This window comes from Bacillus sp. AFS023182 (genome assembly GCF_002560575.1).
Classification (GTDB): domain Bacteria; phylum Bacillota; class Bacilli; order Bacillales; family Bacillaceae_G; genus Bacillus_A; species Bacillus_A arachidis.
The window spans coordinates 1-17,586 of record NZ_NTRO01000091.1; the positions used below are offsets into that span (position 1 = coordinate 1).

Consider the following 17,586-nt stretch of genomic DNA (forward strand, 5'->3'; position numbering starts at 1 on the left):
CTAGTTTAGATACTAGGGGGTCACTATACATGCTCATCAACTTAAGAATTTCATTGTTTTCCAAAACGAAAAAATAAGCTTTTTGTTACAAGTTAGCACAAAATTTCGTTCTGGGGGTACTATAAAATTTTAGCTTGATGCCTATGGGGTCCCGCCAACCAAATGACATAAAACCCACGTTAAGACATTTTTGGGAAGTGAAAACCTTGATTTTTGTACGCTAAGGATTGTAACTAAAATGGACGTTTTTGTTACAACATAGGTTTTAATAAGAGTTAGCCTTCATTTAGCCAATTTAGTTGTAACAAAATAGTGTATCAAAAATAATTTGTAACATTATTAATCGTAATCCTTTTTGTTACGCAAGGAAACCTTTTATATCAAGCTTTCTTTTCTTTAGCGTGGGTTTTATGTTAATACGTTAGCTGTACCTCTGAATTGTACGAGAGTAATAGAGGTAAGGGTTACAAGAGAAATTTTTAAAATTATGGGAACAAAATTTTTTATAAAAAATAAAAAGAAGAACCCTTATATTAAGGATTCTGCAACAGGAAATAACAAAAATATAAATAATAAAAAGAATTACTTATATTATAAGTTATATGGAAATAATATAATATTGAGAAATATTTACATAAATCCAGTATATATTATGTAGCGATTGTAGAAATGGCTTGTTTATAGACCAATTGTTGTTTACCACCAACAATCATTAGGACGGTAAATCTATCTGTTGCAAAGATCTGTCCCGGTATGCGAACACCACTCTTTAAAAATATAGTGGCTTCCCCTTTTTTCTCTTTTAATTGTTCCAACATCTTTTCTTGTAAATCATGCATGGAATGCGCCCCCTTGTTATATTTATCTTTTTTCTAACTCCTGCTGTCTATTATCATGAAGTGTTTGTGATTCCCATTCACTTTCGATTTTTCGAAACCACTTACCGATTTTACTTAAATAATATCTCTTTACTTCACCAGATGGAATCCAAATTTCACGTTTTTCGATTCGATCCATTACTTCACTAAGAATTTCATCATGCTCGTATTTTTTAGGTCTTCTATGATTCGTTTGTACAAATTTTGTATATTCCCTACGAAGCCAATTAGAAATGCGTTCTTTTTGTTGTTGTCTGAGATGTGACCATTTCTTATTTGTTTGACGGATCTGTCCATTAACTTTTATATGATTTTTCATAGACACGCCCCCTTATTACTGTCAAAGCGAATATAGAATTATCGTAGCACACTGAATTCAGAAAAGGAGAAGAATCCCCTATGGAAGATGTTTAATTTTATTATTTAAAATTATGGTACGTGAAATTATTTAGATGTAACTTAAAAAAGCCCCTCGAAAGGAGCCAATTATTTTACAAGATTCTTCTGTAATTGCTCTATTATAATCTCTGCACCTGCTGGACTTAGCGTAATTTTTCCGTCTGCTAAAGCAATATTTTTATCAGATACTTCCCCTGTTATTGCACAAGCACTATTAGCTTCATATTTTTTCAAGATGATCTTTTCACCTTCTACATAAATCTCTAATGGTGTCTTTTCTTCAATTTCCAGTGTGCGCCTTAACTCGATGGGTATAACAATACGTCCTAATTGATCTAATTTTCTAGTTACTCCTGTTGATTTCATGAAACCTCTCCCTTATATAATCTATAGCTCTATATTTTATACCCTATGTCATTTTTCATTGTAACAAGCTTTCTCCAAAGATAGAAAACATTATAAACCAAAAGATTACAATTATAATAAGAATTTCTTTACATCTTTGTGACAAGGGATACTTTGTATCTTCCATCTATTGTTCCCTCCTTTTATACATTCCCTCCCCCATTAAAAGGGTAGATCGTCATCCGATATGTTTATTGGATTCCCTGTATTTGCAAACGGATCATCATTTCGATTAGCTCCTGGACTACTTACACCAGAATAAGCATATGAATTTTGAGATGGTTGCTCTCTTCTTTCGTTTGTGCTATTTTTCGGTTCCAAAAATTGAACACTTTCTGCTAATACTTCTGTCACAAAAACACGTTTTCCATCCTGTCCCTCATAATTACGAGTTTGAAGACGACCATCGACACCAGCTAAACTACCCTTTTTTAAATAGTTTGCTACATTCTCTGCACTCTTTCGCCAGACGACTACGTTAATGAAGTCAGCTTCTCTTTGCCCCTGGTTCATGAACGGTCTGTTCACAGCTAATGTAAATGTTGCTACCGCAACACCATTTGGTGTGTAGCGTAAATCGGGATTCTTCGTAAGACGACCAACTAAAACCACACGATTTAAAGACATAGATTCATTTCCTCCCCTAAATTACTTTATTTTTTTGGTTCACCAAACCATTCAGACATAGCTTGACGGCTAATAATCCATTCTTTCCGCTTTCCCCCTGGTTGTAAAAAGTACTTGATTAACCCCTTATCTAACATACGTTGCAAATCATCTGCTTGTTGCTGATTCATACTAGATGGACTATATTTTGCTTTCAATGTTTCACGGGGGATTCCCCAAGTAAAAGATGCTTCCATTGGTGTCATGTATTTTTCGATTTCCTTCATAAAGAATGCTCCTTTAGTTGTTCTGCTTTTGTGGTACAATATGTTTAGAAGGGAAATGGGTAAGATTTCCCTTCACGATCACTCAGGAGAACCCTTTTTATGCTTTTTAGCAATGAAGGGTTTTTTATTTTACTTGTTTCATCTGATTTTCTAAAATTGCTAGACGAATCAATTTTAATTTTACATCCATGCTCAGTGATAACCATTCGGAAATACACATTTTCATTTATATAACCTCCTTGCTTTCCATCATTTGATCGTTGAATTCTTTTTCATAAACGTGAACATAAAACACTGCATCTCCATACGTAGATTCAAAAGTATATCCATTTTCAAACTCATCTTCGTGCAACTCATCCCATTTACCAGTAAAAGATTCTCTTTTAATCTTACTTTTTTTTAAATAATCCTCTACAATTTCTTTTCCATGTGATATTGCTTTTGAAGCATGTAAGAACAAATCAACTTGTGATCCCCTTCCATGATCGTTATCCCAGTCTGTTACTACCAAAAATGCCTTCTGCATCATTTTGCTCTTACCTCCATTTAACATTTTATACCTTATAAGGTAATTGTGCACAATTAAACCACACCTTACAAGGTATTTATCTGATAATTATTTAAAATGACTGATAAAATATTACTAGATACACAAATCACATATAAAGCCCTTTAAACCTCCAGAGTTATCTTTTTACAACACAGAGTACAAATGCATTAAGAGACATTGACAGAGCTCTTAAAACGGAATGTGAGAAGCCGTTTTAAGTAAAAGTATTTTTTAAAAATGAAGTAAATAATAATTCCTAAAAATAACAAAATGAGCTGAAATATGGCTTTCAGCTCATCGATTAATAGCTTCTGTGTGTGTACAAGATGGATATTGTGTGCAACCAAAAAACTTATTATCATTTTTCTGTGAATATCGAATGACTAATTGATTTTTACAAACCGGACACTTCCGTTCTGCAGGTTCTACATGCCGATACACGTCTTCTGCTTTTTGTTCTGGGTTCACTTTGTTAATGAAGTTCTGAAGTTCAACACGATCAATAAGTTTCACCTGACATGCTTGCGCTAATTCTTTCGCTTGCTTCGTAAAAAAACTATTGGTCACAATCCATGCCTCGTCTGCTTTGTAATAGGCTTTTCCTGCGTATACTTCTTGTACAGCTCGAATCCCCACACGATTCTTTATCCCATATCGTTTCGCCTGGATTACAATACGATTTTTTCCTTTTAATATGACATCCACGCCGTAATCACAAGAACGTTTTGTGACCTCTGGGCGGTATCCCAGCTCTCGAAAAAGGGCTTTTAAATATACCTCAAATTGAAACCCATCCATTTTGTCGATGTAACGAATCCCCGACTTCGCCATCCTCTTCGGAATACGAAATTCACCTATTTTTCCAACAATCCATTTTAAGATATGAAAGAAAATGTAAAGACCCATTCCATACAAAAAAAGCTGTAATATTTCTGGTATCTCTAATACATTAGACACTTCGTTCCATCTCCTTCTTCTGTATTGGCACCGTTTGTTTCTTTTGCTGTCCTTGCGATTGTATATGAGATTGTTGCTGTTTTTCTGTTGATTGTATGACCTTCTTCAGTACATCATTCCAATCTTTTTCTTGGGAAGGAAGGTGCATTTGTACACGTGGATTAATCGTTAAAGCCCCCATCTTTTCCGTAAATTCTTTCCCCGCTTTATCATTATCTACTGCGAGGACAATCCGATTCACGGGAAAACCTTCATCTTTTGCCTCTTTAAATGTGCGTAAAACGGTCTTCATTTTCAGACCATTCATACTGACTAACCTTGCATTTTGTAGTCTGTTTTGTTGTAACGTCCAATACGAAAGAAGGTCAATTGGACTCTCAAAATAATAAATGGATGTTGGTTTCCCAACATCCACCATAAATCCCGTATGCGGTTTTCCATTCGGCAAAATTTGTTTAAAAGAACCCCGTCTATTTTCCATCTTAACTGTCCCTTGACGCTCTGCCCCTACTATATTTCCTGTCCCGCCTTGTTCTCGCCATTTGAATACAACATTCTTCTTTTTGTCCTGCGCAATCAAATCTTGCCCAATCAGCCAATTTACTAAACGAGCGTCAATTTTCCGCTCATCGGTTAAATAGTGCTTAATGGCTTGTTTGTCCTGGACTTCTAAGTGCCCTGGATAACGAAATGGTTCATCTTGTTTTGCTTCTCCTTCCTTAGAAGATGTAAAAGTAGGATAGTCACCAAGATTCACGTCTCGAACAGCTTCTTGAAAAGACATACCATAATACATTCTGGCAAAGCTAATTGCTCCATATCCTTTCTCTCCACGGCTATTCCATGCAAACATATTGTCCCGAATAATTAGGCTATCATGCTCGGTATGACGATAATAATTACCTTCCTTTTGAAATTTCTCCCCTTTGTCCTCTAAATACGACAACAGATCCACATCTTTTGCTTTCATGACTTCCTCCTCTGCTAGTCGATATGTCATGTAGGCACCTCCCCTTGTTGTGAATGATTTCAAGAATAAAAAAAGAGAACTGTTTGTATCAGTTCTCTACATCATTTATTTTCCAAATAAGAATTTTAGTCGTTTTTCTTGCGTGCTATAAGATAATCGAGCATCAAATTTCTTCCCTGTTTTTTGGGACTCAAATCCCTTGATTTGATCGGTCATATTCTTTTCTAATAACTTGATCACATTATTACTACTAATTTTCTTTCCATACATCATTCCTGGTACCATAAACTCACATGTTTTTTTATATTGCTCACATAAGTAATGAGATTTCCCTATAATCACTCGGCTCTTACAGAGCGGACATTTTCCTACTGTACGGTCATCTTTGGTTGGAAAACGGAATTTTAGTCCATCTTTATCAAGATAGAGTGCCGCTGTAAACTCCCCTTTGTCTCCTTTAAATCCTTGAATGAAGTCTGAACATTGTCCCTTCAAAATCTTTTTCAGTTGCGAAGGAGGAATCGCTTTTTCTTTGATTTTGGCTGGCAACATGAACTTACAACCATTTTTATATTCTGTGCACCCAAAAAATGTTTTTCGGTGAAGAATATCCCCTTTTTTACAAGCTGGACACTTACCAAGAGACAGCTCCTCTGTCGTTGGAAACTGGAATTGTACTTTACCTTCTCGGAATACTAAATACGCCGAAAACTCTTTCTCACCGGATTTAAAACCTTTTAACAGATCCGTTTTCTTGCTTTCAAATAGCTTTTTTATTTGTGCTTCAGGAATGGCTTTTTCTTTAATTTTCTTCGGTATGCGAATTTCACACTCAGGATAGTTACTGCACCCATCGAAGTTTCCTTTATGAAGGATTTTCCCCTTTTTACATGGACAACGACATACTTCAATTTGTTGATTCCAATTCAAAATCATTTCATCCGCCACTTTTTCTTCTGTTTCTCCCAGCTTTACAACCGTTTCTTTCACAAATGTATTTGTATTTTCCACAAACTTACCGTAGGGCATTTCTTTCTTTTCGATCATATGAATCATCCCTTCCATTTCAGCCGTGTAAGCTGGATTTTTGATTTCATCTATCGGAAACTTTTCTACAAATGCACGACCAATTTTCGTTGTACGAATTTGGCCATTGGTAACTGTGATATAATTTCGTGTTGCAAGCTTTGGAATGAACGTCTCTTCTGTTGCGACTGTTCCAATCCGTTTTCCTTTCATTAACTCTTTTAAATGGTCATCATCTAATTTACGACCGGCGGTCTCCATAAACGTTAAAATCGAACTTTCTGTATGGAATGCTGGCTTCTTTGTTTTTGACTGAATCAAGTCATGTTTTACAATACTGAATGTATCCCCTTCATATAAAAAAGGGATTTGAAAGCTTTCCACAGAACCTTCTTCCATGTCCTCATGAAATACGCTTAAAAATCCCTTTTCCTGCAAAACCTTCTCTTTCGTACTGTATATGTTTTCGTCAATGTCCATAAAAAGTGCCTCACGTACCAAATAAACAGCCGGTGACATAAAGTTCCCAATAAATCGTTTCACAATGAGATCATATAATTGAGTTTCTAATGGTTTTCTATTGGTCCCGTCATATGGTTTTGTTGTCGGGATGATGGCAAAGTGACTATCTACAAGCTCATCGTTAAATGTGGCATGTTTTTCTGTAATGGTATGTGTATCTACAAGCTGAACCAGATCGGCATAATTCGTAGACTGCAAAACTTGGAATACTTCTTGTACTCTGCCTACCTTTTCCGTTGGCAAATGCCTAGACGATGAACGAGGATAAGAAATCCAACCTTCTTCATATAAACTCTGAATATGTTTTTTAGCGGTTTCTGCACTTACCTTTAATTTCGCATGGGCATCTTTATACAGATCCGTCAGGTTATATAATAATTTGGGTTTCTTCCTTCTCGTATTCTCTTTAAACTCTGTTACTCTTAATTCCGTACCAACTAATTTTGCACCAAGTTTTTGCAAAGGAGCTGGATCTAATAACTGGTCTTCTGTCTTCATAACAGCTTCTAATCTGTTGTCTGTGATAAGTTTCAGATTATAGTAGGTTTGTTCCCTATAATTCTCTATCGCTACCTCACGTTGCCAAATTTCATGTAACAGGCACATTTGTACACGTCCTGTTGCCAATAAAAACTGATTTTTAGCGAGTTTTGTTGTACATCCTCTTGTCACATTGATTCCGAGAAGATAGTCCAGATATTGCCTTGCTTTTGCTGAATTTGCAAGTCCGTCATAGTGTTCCCCTGGCTCTAATCGATTTAATCCTGCCTCTAATTCTGCTGGCTCATAAGAAGCAAGCCAGAGGCGAGATTGTCGTTTATTTACGTCCGCATATTCATACATTTCACGATAAATCAGCTCGCCCTCACGGTCTCCATCACAAGCGTTGACCACATGATCTACATCCTGACGTTTCAACAAATCTACTAAAATATTGATTTGTTCAATATAATCTTGCTTCACTTTGTATTCCGGCTCTAACAAAAGGGGCAAGTGTTCAAATTTAAATTCTTTGTATTTCTCATCTATTTCTTCTGGATGCTTCAGCTCCAACAAATGGCCGGAACACCAACTAATAATATATTGTTGGTTTTCAAAGTATCCAAAATACGGCTTACTTCCCATATGCTTTTCTGCATTTCGAAAACGTGGTGATTTCAATAATTCGTATGCGACTTTCGGCTTTTCCGCAATAAATAATGTTTTTCCCATTATTGATTCCTCCTCATGTATGTAAGTCTCTAATTTTGACGTCTCATTTTTCGTACTTTAAACCGTTTTATCACGCATTGTACTGCCCATATACAAATGTTCATTGCTACAGTCACAAGCAACATACAGCCAGCAAATAACCATGGATTCATGACATCTTTCTCCATTCCCAATCTTTCTGTAAGAACACATACATTTGTTTTTTCTCTGACAATATTTCACGTGCCATTTGAATTTTTTCTTTTGGAAAAGAAATAAAAATCAATTCTTCAGCATTCCTTGTCTCTGCCCAAACACCTGTATAATCAATGTCTACAATCTCAACAATGTTTACCACCCTTTCCTCTCCTTTCGCTTTGAAAAAGAAGAAGAGCACTGTCTCACAGTACTCTCCTCACCCTATCTCTATCTAGCATGTTCCATTTCCGCCTCTTTTGGCTGCTCGTTCTTTTGCACACCTTTAAACCGATGAAAAAGCTGTGCGAATTTATTTTGGCTCTTCGGTTCTTTCTCCTGACTAGACTCTTTTTTATTATTTTTATCATATTCCTGTTTTTCTTGATCTAGGGCTTTTTCAATATTTACTAACTTTTCCCGCTGGGAATCTGTTAGATTCATTCCTTTTAACTCCTGTAGAGCTTCCTTTTTCAACCGATACACTTCAGGATATGAATGTGTCTTCTCAAACTCCTTCATTTCTTTGACACGTTCTTCGCGACTTTTTGTGTACTTTTCTTCTTGTTGACCTGAACGATCTTCTTTCTTCATTTCTTTTGATATTTGTTTTTTAGAATCTGATTCTTTTCCTTTATCAATTCCCAGCATTGCCAATACTTCAGCCTTATACTGCTCTTTATATCGTTCCTCCTGAGAAGGGGCAATCTCTTCTAGTACTTGTTCCTTATATGATTCTTTATATGACTCTTTCGGATTTTCTTTTGGTAACATCACCTTATCTTTTATCTCTAATCGCTCTAGGGGTTTAAAAGATTGTTCTACCTTATCTTCCATCCTTTGAATGGATGATTCTCTCATTACTCCTTGTTCAATCGCTGTTTTCCGTAATGTCGTATATTTGTCTTCTGTATGCATCACTCTCAACATACTGTCTGTATTGTATTCATCTTCTTGTCTTTTAGCTTCTACAAATGCTCGGTAACGAGTTTCTAATTCTTTCGGTATATTTTTTACAATTTGATGTGTTTTTTGAGGTTTTTCTTCCTGTTCTTTCATCACATCAGACAACAGCTTTTCTCCTGTAAGTCGAAGAGAAGAATTTGACCAATTCTCACCATCTATTTCTTGTTCATATACTCTCACTTTCCCTGTATCATGATGTACATCAATTGTGATATCTCCTTGCCCCCAGTCCATTGCGCTTGTAACAGAAGGTAACGACAACCGAGTCACATCTGGCTCGACACCTCTTCTCACCTCCTGCATATTCTCCTTTGGGAACCTCCCTTTTTCATTTTCAGCCGCATTCATCGCATACTCATATAGTGCATGTTTTACATTTTCTTGTTTAACCTGTTCTTGTATACTCATTTTTACCTTCCTCCTTTAACATAAAAAATCACTTTCCGTTTTGAACGATAAGTGATAACAATTTTTTTATATTTTATTGTGCTAACAAGCCATTTATCGCTCTAATTCCACCTCTTGTTTCTTTTTCTTCGCTACATTTTGGAATTGTGCAAAGTTCGAGAATGGTTCAAACTGTTTTTCCCGATCAGCCACTTTCGATTCGGTCTGCTTCGTAACTGTAACTCCTTCTTTGTTCAACTTTTCTTGTACTTTACTTTCTAATTGATTAACAGATTCTTGGGTAATAAGCTCATTATCAATTGCTACATGTTTCGTTGCAAAATAACGTTCTTCCACTTGTACACGATGAATAATACTATCAATATCGTTTACTGTTTCATGAGATTGTGCTCGCTTAAAATCCTCATATTTTCCACTTAATTCTTTCTCCATCGAAGCTGTAACATGTTTAGCTGTATGAGGAAGTGGTTGTAACTTTTGTTCTAATGACTCAATTGGTGCGTAACCTTCCTGTTTCATTTCTTTATATAGCTCTATTTCTTTTTTACTAAACGTTAACTCCTTTGGATCCTCAGCTTTATCTACAAAGTCTACTTCTCTTTGTATCCATTTATCATATATTGCTATTTTGACTAGATCATTTAAATCAACCTGTGCATCTTTTTGATGTACAACAAACGAATTTCCTTTCCCATCAAAAACAGAGTTATGGACTGTCTCATATAAATCTGGTTGCAAAATTTTATTTAGGTGAATATCTTTTACACTACCGTTTTTTTCCGTTAAAGATACAGATAACCCTTCTTGATTTGATTCTTCTTCCTTCCGTATTGGTATGTCAGTAATCTCTTTAGTAAAAGCATCCATCATGTGTATTTTTCCACCATAGATATCTTGCACATCTTTACGCAATACTTCGATTGTAATCAAATGTGCTTTTGCCATACTATCTACCTCTTTTCCTCTTGTATTCTTGATTTCTTTATCTAAAGTACTTTCAATTGTTTCAATAAATTCCACAGACGTTTCATGTACTTCTTTTAGCAATTTGGATTTATCTTTTAACTCTTTTCCTTGCGTCCAGTTTGCTAAGTATCCTAACGAATACTGACTTGTATCAATTCCGAAATAGGAGGAAACCGTAAAGGCTGTCATTTCTGCTTGAAATTCTTTTTCTGGCGCTGTGTAATTCATATGTGTTTCTACTGTATGAAGTTTAGCATGCGCTAATTCATGAAGAAGCGTTTTTACATTTTGTAATTCACTATTCCTCGGATTCAAGGCAACCTCTTTGGTTAAGGTATAGCTCACCCCCTTTGCAACTCCAAGCTCTTGTTTTGGCTCAATAATTTTCACACCGTTATTTTCCGCAATAGCTTCCATTCCTTTGTACAAACTCTTATAATCTTCCACACTTCCTTCTAGCCAACGATTTGGAAAAATACGAGGTAAATCTTCCGCTTTTGCGTTCGTTTGCGACACATCAAATACATAGCCGACAGAAAAATATAGGCGACCTGGTTTCACTTCTATACTTTTAGATTTAATCTGTTTTTTCTCTTCTTCATTCGCTTTTGCAACTGGTTTCCAAGTGCCGGCTTTGTCTTTAAATTTTGTTGTTGTCCGGTTCGGAACAAGGATCTGTATTCCTTTCTCACCCTTATTAACCGAAAATCCTTTTTCTTTCCAAAAAGAAAAGGAGCCCACGGCTCTGGATCCCTCAAATTGATTCTGTATTAATGCAATATTGGATGGTGAATAGCGATAAAACTTTGCCATAAATAATAAGTATTCTTTTAAATCTTCTGGTGACCGAAAATAACCTTCTATGCTCTTTTCCATCTTTTTTGTTAGTGCTACTACTTTTTGTTTCTTCTCTTCAAATGAAATAGGGGAACGCTTTTTACTCATTGTTTTCCGCTCCCTTTGAAGAAGCTTCAATCAATTCATCCATCGTTTCTTCATTCCAAGTTTCTAAATCTGTTGGAACACATATTTTATGAGTTTTCATGTTGATGGGAATAAGTAAATCATTTTCTGGAAGCTCAATATAATCAAATAACTCTTGTTCTTCCTCTTCTGTTAATGGGATTGTAACTTCTTGATTTGCAACGTGAAAAGTAACTCCTCTTTCACCAATAGATTTTATAATTCCAAGTTCAATGTCTTCATGAAACAATAGCATTTTATCTTCTCCTCTTTTGTTAATTATTTATTTTCAATCCACGATTGTATTCTTTCTCATAAACCACTTTGTTACCTAATGGCTCCCTTCTTTATCAATTCACCTCCTCCACTGGAACATACACTTCTTTTGTTTGCCCTTTTGAAGCTTGATAATCCATCTTCTTTTGACGTTTATGTGCAATCCTCTCCTCTACTACGTCTCTTATATGTTTTGTTGCTTCGGTTTCTGCAATATCCGTTGTACAAACTCCTTGATACTGTTCATGCTCATAAATGCCATTCATAAACTCAATCAACATTTGAGTATTTTTATCAGCACTATTCGTACCAAGTCGGATTTTTGTAAGCTCTTCTTTTAACACATCATGAAGATGTTTGGTCACGACTTCCGTAATATATCGAAGCGACCATTCTTGCTGTTTCGCTTCTTTATGCTCTTTACAAATTCGGGCAATTGCGTCACCGTTATAGCCATTTCGAATTTTATGTTCTTCCATATACGCTGTAATATATTGATCTGTTTCCTCATCAATCGAAAACACTCTCCTAATCTTTCTCATCGTTCATATCCCCTCTCATTTTGTTGTTGGATCTCTCTCTGAAGACGTTCATAGTAACGTTGGTTTTTCCAACTTTCATATTCACTTTTGAACGCTCCTTCCATTTTTCTTAATGCATACTGCATCGAAACATTATGTTGAAAGTTCTTTCGCTGACTGGGCTTTCGGTCTAACATTTTATCAATGCGCTGTCGTTCTTTATCGTATGCTTTCATCTCTTGTAAAAACGCATTTCCCATTCGCTTGTGAAGCTCTTCTATTTTATTTTCTTTATAATTTTCATATCGCTTCTTATCACCAGAACCTTCTCCATATGCTCTCTTTAATACGTCTATTTCTTGATCTAACTTTTGAAGAAACTGTTTATAATCTTCTTTATGATGCTTCTCAATATATTTTTGTGTTAATGTATCAAGATGAGGACGAAGGGGGCGCAATGTATTGTAACTGTATTGCCATTGTCTTTTGTCTTCTGGTAAACGTTTATAAATAAACTGGAATAATGGTTTTAATTCTCGATTGCGCCATGTGAATGTGGAATCTTCTTTCTTTTTGGCAACCATATTCTTTCGAATCAAATCGTTAATCTGTTTTTGTTCCTGACCACGATCCATAATATTTTGAACCACTTTTCCTTTCATTGCATCCAATGTTTTTTGTTTTCGTTTTCCACGATCTCTCGTTGGAAATGGCTCAACAGTTGCGACATGAATGTGAAGGTTATCTGTATTATAGTGAATCGCTCCTGACCAAATAGCTGTATGTTCCAGCTTCTCTCTTTTTAACATTTCTTTCATGGCTAACCGGGTAACATCCATCAATTTTGTTTCATCAACAGTTCGTGTTCTAGGATCGTATATGCCATGTTCTGCGAGCCAATGATTATCAAACGTGATAACATCTTGCCACATGATACTCTTATTCTTTTGAGCGAGCTGAAACATCTTTTTTAGGTCTTTCTTTTCATTTTCCTTTAAACCGTTACTATACTCTGTGAAGAGGGAGGATGTCTTCTCTGAATCTCCCATATAATCTTGGTACAGAGAAAACATTTTCCCATGTGCTTCCCCTTCTCTTTTCGCATCTTCCCGGTCTACATACTCCACATAATCTTGAAACGTTTTTCCATCTGCCGTAACAAAACGAGACACTGTCACCACACCAGGCGTCACCTTTTCTTGTGAAGGAGTTGTTGATTGGCTCATTGTTCCTCATCCTGTGTCATCATCTGTAAAAACGTGTTCAACTCTTGTGCAACCTCAAAACATTTTTCCATCGCATAGATATTTTTTTCTATCAGTTGTTGAAGATACAATTCACGATTTTGTTGTTCACGATAGAATGCTAATGTTTCAAGCTGCCCCCGTAAGAATTTATCTCTTGAAAGCCCTTTTGCCTTTGCAATTTCATCAATGCGTTTCACTGCAACAGGATTCATATTTCGAACTCTGACCTCCATTTTCGTTTCCTCCTCCAAATTCGGGATCTCCACTAAAAATAGTGAGAAGAGCATAAGGGGTTTTTGTTCCCACCTAAGGTGTGAAGCTAGGCAAAGCCTAGCGAAACCGTGGGTACAAGAAAACAACCCAAGTGTTGAGGTACTGTTGACTCAAAATCACCTGATGTTGATGTCCAGTAGACCCAAATGTTGAGGTGCTGTTGACCTAAAACCCCTTAATGTTGATATGCTGTCGACCTAACCTTTTTCATAACTGCTCTACATCTTTTGCCTTCTCATCTAATTTTTTTATCTTTTCTTTCACTTGTCCTTGCTCCCATTTGTATAGTTCAACCTTTTCTTTTGACTGGCTAATATTCGTTTCTTTTGAGTTGATTTTCGCATCCGTTTCCATTTTTTCTGTTTCAGTTTGGTACTTAGAATCGTTCTTCCATTCCGTGATTTGCTTTTGCCACTCTGTTTGTTTAGAGATTTCTTGCTTCATGACTTCATCGTACTGTTTTACTTTATCTTTTAAGATTTTTTGTTCCATACCGATAAATACTTTTGCATACGAGCCTTTACTTTTTTGTTTAATGTTCTCTTCTATTTCCGTTTTCTTTTGATCGGAGAAGAAGGATTTTAAGAATGTTTGCTTGTCATCTTCCTTTGAAGTTTCCTTTTCTTCTTCAGTCTTTTGCTTTGTCTCTACTGTTACATCTGGATTGTTTTTTTCAAATACATCCAAGGCAACCGCTTGCCATTTTGGAGATAATTCTTTCACTTGTACAACCAGATTTTTATCATCTTGATACACAACTTTTACTGGTAATTGGAGATTGGGATTTGCTTTTTCCTGTGCCTGAAACTGATATTGTTCTCCATCTCCTCCCTCTACACGAAGATACATTTCCACTGTGTGAGAAGCTGGATCATACGCTCTTTTCTCTATTGTCATGGTTCGATTTCCAAATAACGCAACCGACTTTTTCAGCTCTGTATGATAGACTGGTTCTTCATAAGGTAAATATAATTTCGAAGTGAAAAAACCGAAAAAACCAAAAAACATAAATCCTACAATCAATCCATATATCCATGATTTTTTACGCCTTAAATTCACACCATTATTTACAATTTCCATTTACTTAACACCTCACTTTTTTTAAGATGCAATGATCTGAACCGCTAATTCTTCTACATTGGTCACTTGCCAACTCTCTTGGTTTTTTTGCACCGTTACTTTCATCACATTTTTCGTTTTATCCGTTGTTCCATTCGCTCCAATCGTCACTGTATTTTGAAATTCTGCGATCACTTCCACCTGAGAAGCACCAATCTTATAATCTTGTAAGTATAACTTCATATCAGATGGCTTAGATACGTATGTGTCCCCCATTTCGAATGTATCCGTTGGATAAAAGAGCTGAAATACTTCATCTTTCATTAATTTTTTTGCCTGTTCTCTTCGTTCCTCATATCCCTGTTTTTCTCGATGAAAGGATAACTGAATAAACTTCTCTACTGCCGAAAGATACGATTGTCGTTCTTGTTCCTGTTCCGAAGGAAGTGTTTCTTTTACCTTCTTTTTCAGCTCTTCATTTTCAGTTTGTAACACCTGATTATGAACTTTTAATTGCTTTGTATCTCCCGTTTCATCGTTACGAGAATACAAATAGATGTTCAAAAAAGTAACGCCTGCAATGACAATTGCAAGCGTTACAAACCAGACTTTTCTTTTATCTTTTTCATTCGTTTCACTCACTGATTCCGCCTCCTTAACTTGCAATCTCTTATCCAATTTTGTTATCTTTTTAGTAACGTCTCACATGTCCTTTAAACACTTTACCCCAATATGGATTTGATAAATTTTCGATTGAGACACCTTTATTCGTTTGACAACCAATGAAAGTATTCTGGTCAATTACAATACCAACATGTCCGTCATGTTTGTACGTATCAAAGAAAATCACATCACCAGCTTTCATTTCCATTGGTGAAATTTGTGTACCAATTTTATTCAAGGTTTCTGTACTCACAGAACCCATTGGGCTTACATTCATTCCGACTTGCTCGAATGCCCAGCGTACAAAACTACTACAATCAAAAATCCCTCTTGCAATGTCATTTGTGTTACGTCCACCACCAAATACATACGTGGAACGTCCAATCCATTGACGACCCACATCGGCAACTTGTGAGCCAGAGGAACCTCCTCCTCCGCTTCCTCCGCCATTTACTGGTACGCCAGGTATATAATATTTCAGCACTGCATCAACATAAAGTGCGTCGCCATAGCACGCGCCGTAAGGAATCATTTCAGGTCTTACACAACGATACTTACCCGTATGTTTTTCTTTTTGATATTGCTCTGCGGAGAATTGAATGGCTAATTCTTTTGTATATTTACCTCCGTGTTTTGCAATGAAATCGAAGAATCCTGTTCCAAAATTATAAGCCTGCAAGGCGGTTTTTATATGATCCATATCACCTGGTCCCATAACACCGGCTCGCTCAATTGCATGCTTAAATTCTTGTACTCCCGCCCAAATGGAGTAATCAGGATCCGTAATACAATTGGGCCCTTTACAGTACTTAGTATTAAATGCTCCTTCGGAACTTTGCATCGGATCGAGTCCACGTCCACCACTCTCTTGTTGCATCTGAGCTAACATCAAGGGAACAAACCCTTCTATACCAAATTGCTGTGCATACTTTCGAACTGTCGGTTCCCATTTCAATACTTCAGCCGAAACATTCGCTGTCCCTATGCCCCCTTGTGGGTATGTAATATCCCCTTGCTTTTTATTACCCTCCATTCCGCCAATGAGTGTCATCGTAGCTCCTAATAGAATCGTTCCAAGGAGAAAAAGTAGACTCAGGGCAATCATAATGAGCCACTTTTTCGGAATAATCTTCAGTACAAGATGCATGAATTATGCCCCCCCACCAAACAACGCTAACTCTTCTTCTGTTACATCGACTTTAAATAAAATGTTCTTCACGGCACTGATGCATAAAAGAACATCTCCTGTTGGTAAAAACGGTATTTCATTCAGTTCACTTGTACTGATCTGTCCCGCAAACACCCGCCGTAACATATCGAGGTTGTTGCTGTCTTGTTGCATAATGAATTTGTACTGCGTAAGTTCAAATAGCGTCTTTATCTTTTCTACAGCTGCCACACTCGCATCCTCTGGCACGAAGTCCCGGATAGAATGACTTGCAAATACAATCCCTGCAAAATATTTCCGTGCTTCACGAGCAAACTTGATTGTAAACTCCACTGCATGTTGACTTCGCTCACTTGTATTGATGAGATAATGTGCTTCATCCATAATGACGAGATAACGAATGACATCATCAAATTGAATTTCCTTTCTATCAAATGCTTTCCACTGTGGTTTTCCATTTTCCAACATTTCATCCCACATTAAATTCATAACATTGAAGATTTGCGCTTGGTAAATCTCTGGCTTTAAGCTCATCAGATGTCGCAATGAAAAAAAGACGATTTGCTCTTCTGAGTAATCTTCTATTGTTGAAATACCATTAAATAAGTGCCCAAAGTTATCTACTAAATTGGTTAAATTTAAGATAATTAATTCTAAACGTTTTTTACGTGTACTACTCACATTGGCACGATGCTTCCCTGTGTCTATATCTTCATATAATTCTTTCTGTACAAAATATAAATAATCTGAAAGGATTGGATACTCTTCTACAGGTAAATTTGTGATGTTATTCATGGCACCTGGTTCATCATTCCACAATTCCTGTTCCACATACATTTTACGAAGTAAATTCTCGTACTCTTTAATTTCATCATCTTTCGCTTCTGGCGCAGTGAAACGGTAAAAAATACTCAATTTGGATAAATGTTGCGTAAAAGACCCCTCTTCTGTTTCAGCCGTTTTATATACTTGAAGTGGATTGATTTTCCCTTGTGATCCATCCAGTGCAATTTGTTTCCCGTCATACTCCTGTACAATCCCCTCAAATTCACCTGTAAAATCAAAGCCCCGAATCGGTTCTGGTGCAAAA

20 protein-coding genes and 1 pseudogene are annotated in these 17,586 nt (G+C 36.4%); all 21 read right to left on the reverse strand.

Going from position 1 to position 17,586, the window contains the following annotated elements:
* Window positions 1–650 precede the first annotated feature (650 nt).
* Window positions 651–839, reverse strand: a complete 189-nt coding sequence (gene hfq / locus CN288_RS25920) for an RNA chaperone Hfq (RefSeq protein WP_098303433.1) — start codon at window positions 837–839, stop codon at window positions 651–653.
* Window positions 840–861: 22 nt separating this feature from the next.
* Window positions 862–1,197, reverse strand: coding sequence for a transposase (locus tag CN288_RS25925; protein ID WP_098303434.1), 336 nt, complete (start codon window positions 1,195–1,197; stop codon window positions 862–864).
* Between the two features lie 167 nt (window positions 1,198–1,364).
* A complete protein-coding gene (locus tag CN288_RS25930; protein ID WP_098303435.1) occupies window positions 1,365–1,643 on the reverse strand; it encodes an AbrB/MazE/SpoVT family DNA-binding domain-containing protein in 279 nt (92 codons plus the stop codon).
* 201 nt (window positions 1,644–1,844) lie between these two features.
* Window positions 1,845–2,309: a single-stranded DNA-binding protein gene (ssb, locus tag CN288_RS25935; RefSeq protein WP_098303436.1), complete on the reverse strand. Its 465-nt coding sequence runs from the start codon at window positions 2,307–2,309 to the stop codon at window positions 1,845–1,847.
* A 26-nt stretch (window positions 2,310–2,335) separates the two neighbouring features.
* Window positions 2,336–2,575 (reverse strand): hypothetical protein, encoded by a 240-nt coding sequence (locus CN288_RS25940; RefSeq protein WP_098303437.1) that lies wholly within the window; start codon window positions 2,573–2,575, stop codon window positions 2,336–2,338.
* Window positions 2,576–2,801: 226 nt separating this feature from the next.
* On the reverse strand, window positions 2,802–3,104 hold the full coding sequence (locus CN288_RS25945; protein WP_098303438.1) for a hypothetical protein: 303 nt from the start codon (window positions 3,102–3,104) through the stop codon (window positions 2,802–2,804).
* A gap of 315 nt (window positions 3,105–3,419) precedes the next feature.
* Complete coding sequence (locus CN288_RS25950; RefSeq protein WP_098303439.1) at window positions 3,420–4,082, reverse strand: restriction endonuclease; 663 nt, start codon at window positions 4,080–4,082, stop codon at window positions 3,420–3,422.
* Complete coding sequence (locus CN288_RS25955; RefSeq protein WP_098303440.1) at window positions 4,075–5,082, reverse strand: DUF3991 and toprim domain-containing protein; 1,008 nt, start codon at window positions 5,080–5,082, stop codon at window positions 4,075–4,077. Before CN288_RS25955 ends, CN288_RS25950 begins: the two co-directional genes overlap by 8 nt.
* Before the next feature lie 75 nt (window positions 5,083–5,157).
* Window positions 5,158–7,812 carry a type IA DNA topoisomerase gene (locus tag CN288_RS25960; protein ID WP_098303441.1) on the reverse strand — a complete coding sequence of 885 codons (2,655 nt, stop codon included), beginning with the start codon at window positions 7,810–7,812 and terminating at the stop codon, window positions 5,158–5,160.
* Window positions 7,813–7,841: 29 nt separating this feature from the next.
* Complete coding sequence (locus CN288_RS29915) at window positions 7,842–7,964, reverse strand: hypothetical protein (RefSeq protein WP_255260060.1); 123 nt, start codon at window positions 7,962–7,964, stop codon at window positions 7,842–7,844.
* Window positions 7,961–8,149: a hypothetical protein gene (locus CN288_RS25965; RefSeq protein ID WP_098303442.1), complete on the reverse strand. Its 189-nt coding sequence runs from the start codon at window positions 8,147–8,149 to the stop codon at window positions 7,961–7,963. The genes CN288_RS29915 and CN288_RS25965 overlap by 4 nt, the downstream gene beginning before the upstream one ends.
* Before the next feature lie 68 nt (window positions 8,150–8,217).
* On the reverse strand, window positions 8,218–9,360 hold the full coding sequence (locus CN288_RS25970; protein WP_098303443.1) for a hypothetical protein: 1,143 nt from the start codon (window positions 9,358–9,360) through the stop codon (window positions 8,218–8,220).
* Between the two features lie 93 nt (window positions 9,361–9,453).
* Complete coding sequence (locus tag CN288_RS25975) at window positions 9,454–11,271, reverse strand: ArdC-like ssDNA-binding domain-containing protein (RefSeq protein ID WP_098303444.1); 1,818 nt, start codon at window positions 11,269–11,271, stop codon at window positions 9,454–9,456.
* Window positions 11,264–11,545, reverse strand: coding sequence for a hypothetical protein (locus CN288_RS25980; RefSeq protein ID WP_098303445.1), 282 nt, complete (start codon window positions 11,543–11,545; stop codon window positions 11,264–11,266). Before CN288_RS25980 ends, CN288_RS25975 begins: the two co-directional genes overlap by 8 nt.
* Window positions 11,546–11,639: 94 nt before the next feature.
* Complete coding sequence (locus CN288_RS25985) at window positions 11,640–12,107, reverse strand: hypothetical protein (RefSeq protein ID WP_098303446.1); 468 nt, start codon at window positions 12,105–12,107, stop codon at window positions 11,640–11,642.
* A complete protein-coding gene (mobP2, locus tag CN288_RS25990; RefSeq protein ID WP_098303447.1) occupies window positions 12,104–13,312 on the reverse strand; it encodes a MobP2 family relaxase in 1,209 nt (402 codons plus the stop codon). Before mobP2 ends, CN288_RS25985 begins: the two co-directional genes overlap by 4 nt.
* Window positions 13,309–13,566, reverse strand: a complete 258-nt coding sequence (locus tag CN288_RS25995) for a hypothetical protein (RefSeq protein ID WP_098303448.1) — start codon at window positions 13,564–13,566, stop codon at window positions 13,309–13,311. Before CN288_RS25995 ends, mobP2 begins: the two co-directional genes overlap by 4 nt.
* A 247-nt stretch (window positions 13,567–13,813) precedes the next feature.
* The gene (locus CN288_RS26000) at window positions 13,814–14,686 is read right to left on the reverse strand and encodes a hypothetical protein (protein ID WP_098303449.1); all 873 of its coding nucleotides are present in this window, start codon (window positions 14,684–14,686) and stop codon (window positions 13,814–13,816) included.
* A 21-nt stretch (window positions 14,687–14,707) separates the two neighbouring features.
* Window positions 14,708–15,307: a MerR family transcriptional regulator gene (locus CN288_RS26005; protein ID WP_098303450.1), complete on the reverse strand. Its 600-nt coding sequence runs from the start codon at window positions 15,305–15,307 to the stop codon at window positions 14,708–14,710.
* Window positions 15,308–15,356: 49 nt separating this feature from the next.
* Complete coding sequence (locus tag CN288_RS26010) at window positions 15,357–16,379, reverse strand: bifunctional lytic transglycosylase/C40 family peptidase (protein WP_441296575.1); 1,023 nt, start codon at window positions 16,377–16,379, stop codon at window positions 15,357–15,359.
* 99 nt (window positions 16,380–16,478) lie between these two features.
* Window positions 16,479–17,586: pseudogene (locus CN288_RS26015) on the reverse strand (VirB4 family type IV secretion system protein); the annotation flags it as partial.

Excerpts from the sequence above, each read along its gene's own strand:
- CN288_RS26010 (WP_441296575.1), bottom strand. The coding sequence starts at position 16,379 with ATGACACTCATTGGCGGAATGGAGGGTAATAAAAAGCAAGGGGATATT.
- ssb (WP_098303436.1), bottom strand. The coding sequence starts at position 2,309 with ATGTCTTTAAATCGTGTGGTTTTAGTTGGTCGTCTTACGAAGAATCCC.
- CN288_RS25925 (WP_098303434.1), bottom strand. The coding sequence starts at position 1,197 with ATGAAAAATCATATAAAAGTTAATGGACAGATCCGTCAAACAAATAAG.
- CN288_RS25975 (WP_098303444.1), bottom strand. The coding sequence starts at position 11,271 with ATGAGTAAAAAGCGTTCCCCTATTTCATTTGAAGAGAAGAAACAAAAA.
- CN288_RS25945 (WP_098303438.1), bottom strand. The coding sequence starts at position 3,104 with ATGATGCAGAAGGCATTTTTGGTAGTAACAGACTGGGATAACGATCAT.
- CN288_RS29915 (WP_255260060.1), bottom strand. The coding sequence starts at position 7,964 with ATGAATCCATGGTTATTTGCTGGCTGTATGTTGCTTGTGACTGTAGCA.
- hfq (WP_098303433.1), bottom strand. The coding sequence starts at position 839 with ATGCATGATTTACAAGAAAAGATGTTGGAACAATTAAAAGAGAAAAAA.
- CN288_RS25930 (WP_098303435.1), bottom strand. The coding sequence starts at position 1,643 with ATGAAATCAACAGGAGTAACTAGAAAATTAGATCAATTAGGACGTATT.
- CN288_RS26000 (WP_098303449.1), bottom strand. The coding sequence starts at position 14,686 with ATGGAAATTGTAAATAATGGTGTGAATTTAAGGCGTAAAAAATCATGG.
- CN288_RS25955 (WP_098303440.1), bottom strand. The coding sequence starts at position 5,082 with ATGACATATCGACTAGCAGAGGAGGAAGTCATGAAAGCAAAAGATGTG.
- CN288_RS25960 (WP_098303441.1), bottom strand. The coding sequence starts at position 7,812 with ATGGGAAAAACATTATTTATTGCGGAAAAGCCGAAAGTCGCATACGAA.
- CN288_RS25940 (WP_098303437.1), bottom strand. The coding sequence starts at position 2,575 with ATGAAGGAAATCGAAAAATACATGACACCAATGGAAGCATCTTTTACT.
- CN288_RS25970 (WP_098303443.1), bottom strand. The coding sequence starts at position 9,360 with ATGAGTATACAAGAACAGGTTAAACAAGAAAATGTAAAACATGCACTA.
- CN288_RS25985 (WP_098303446.1), bottom strand. The coding sequence starts at position 12,107 with ATGAGAAAGATTAGGAGAGTGTTTTCGATTGATGAGGAAACAGATCAA.
- mobP2 (WP_098303447.1), bottom strand. The coding sequence starts at position 13,312 with ATGAGCCAATCAACAACTCCTTCACAAGAAAAGGTGACGCCTGGTGTG.
- CN288_RS25980 (WP_098303445.1), bottom strand. The coding sequence starts at position 11,545 with ATGCTATTGTTTCATGAAGACATTGAACTTGGAATTATAAAATCTATT.
- CN288_RS25995 (WP_098303448.1), bottom strand. The coding sequence starts at position 13,566 with ATGGAGGTCAGAGTTCGAAATATGAATCCTGTTGCAGTGAAACGCATT.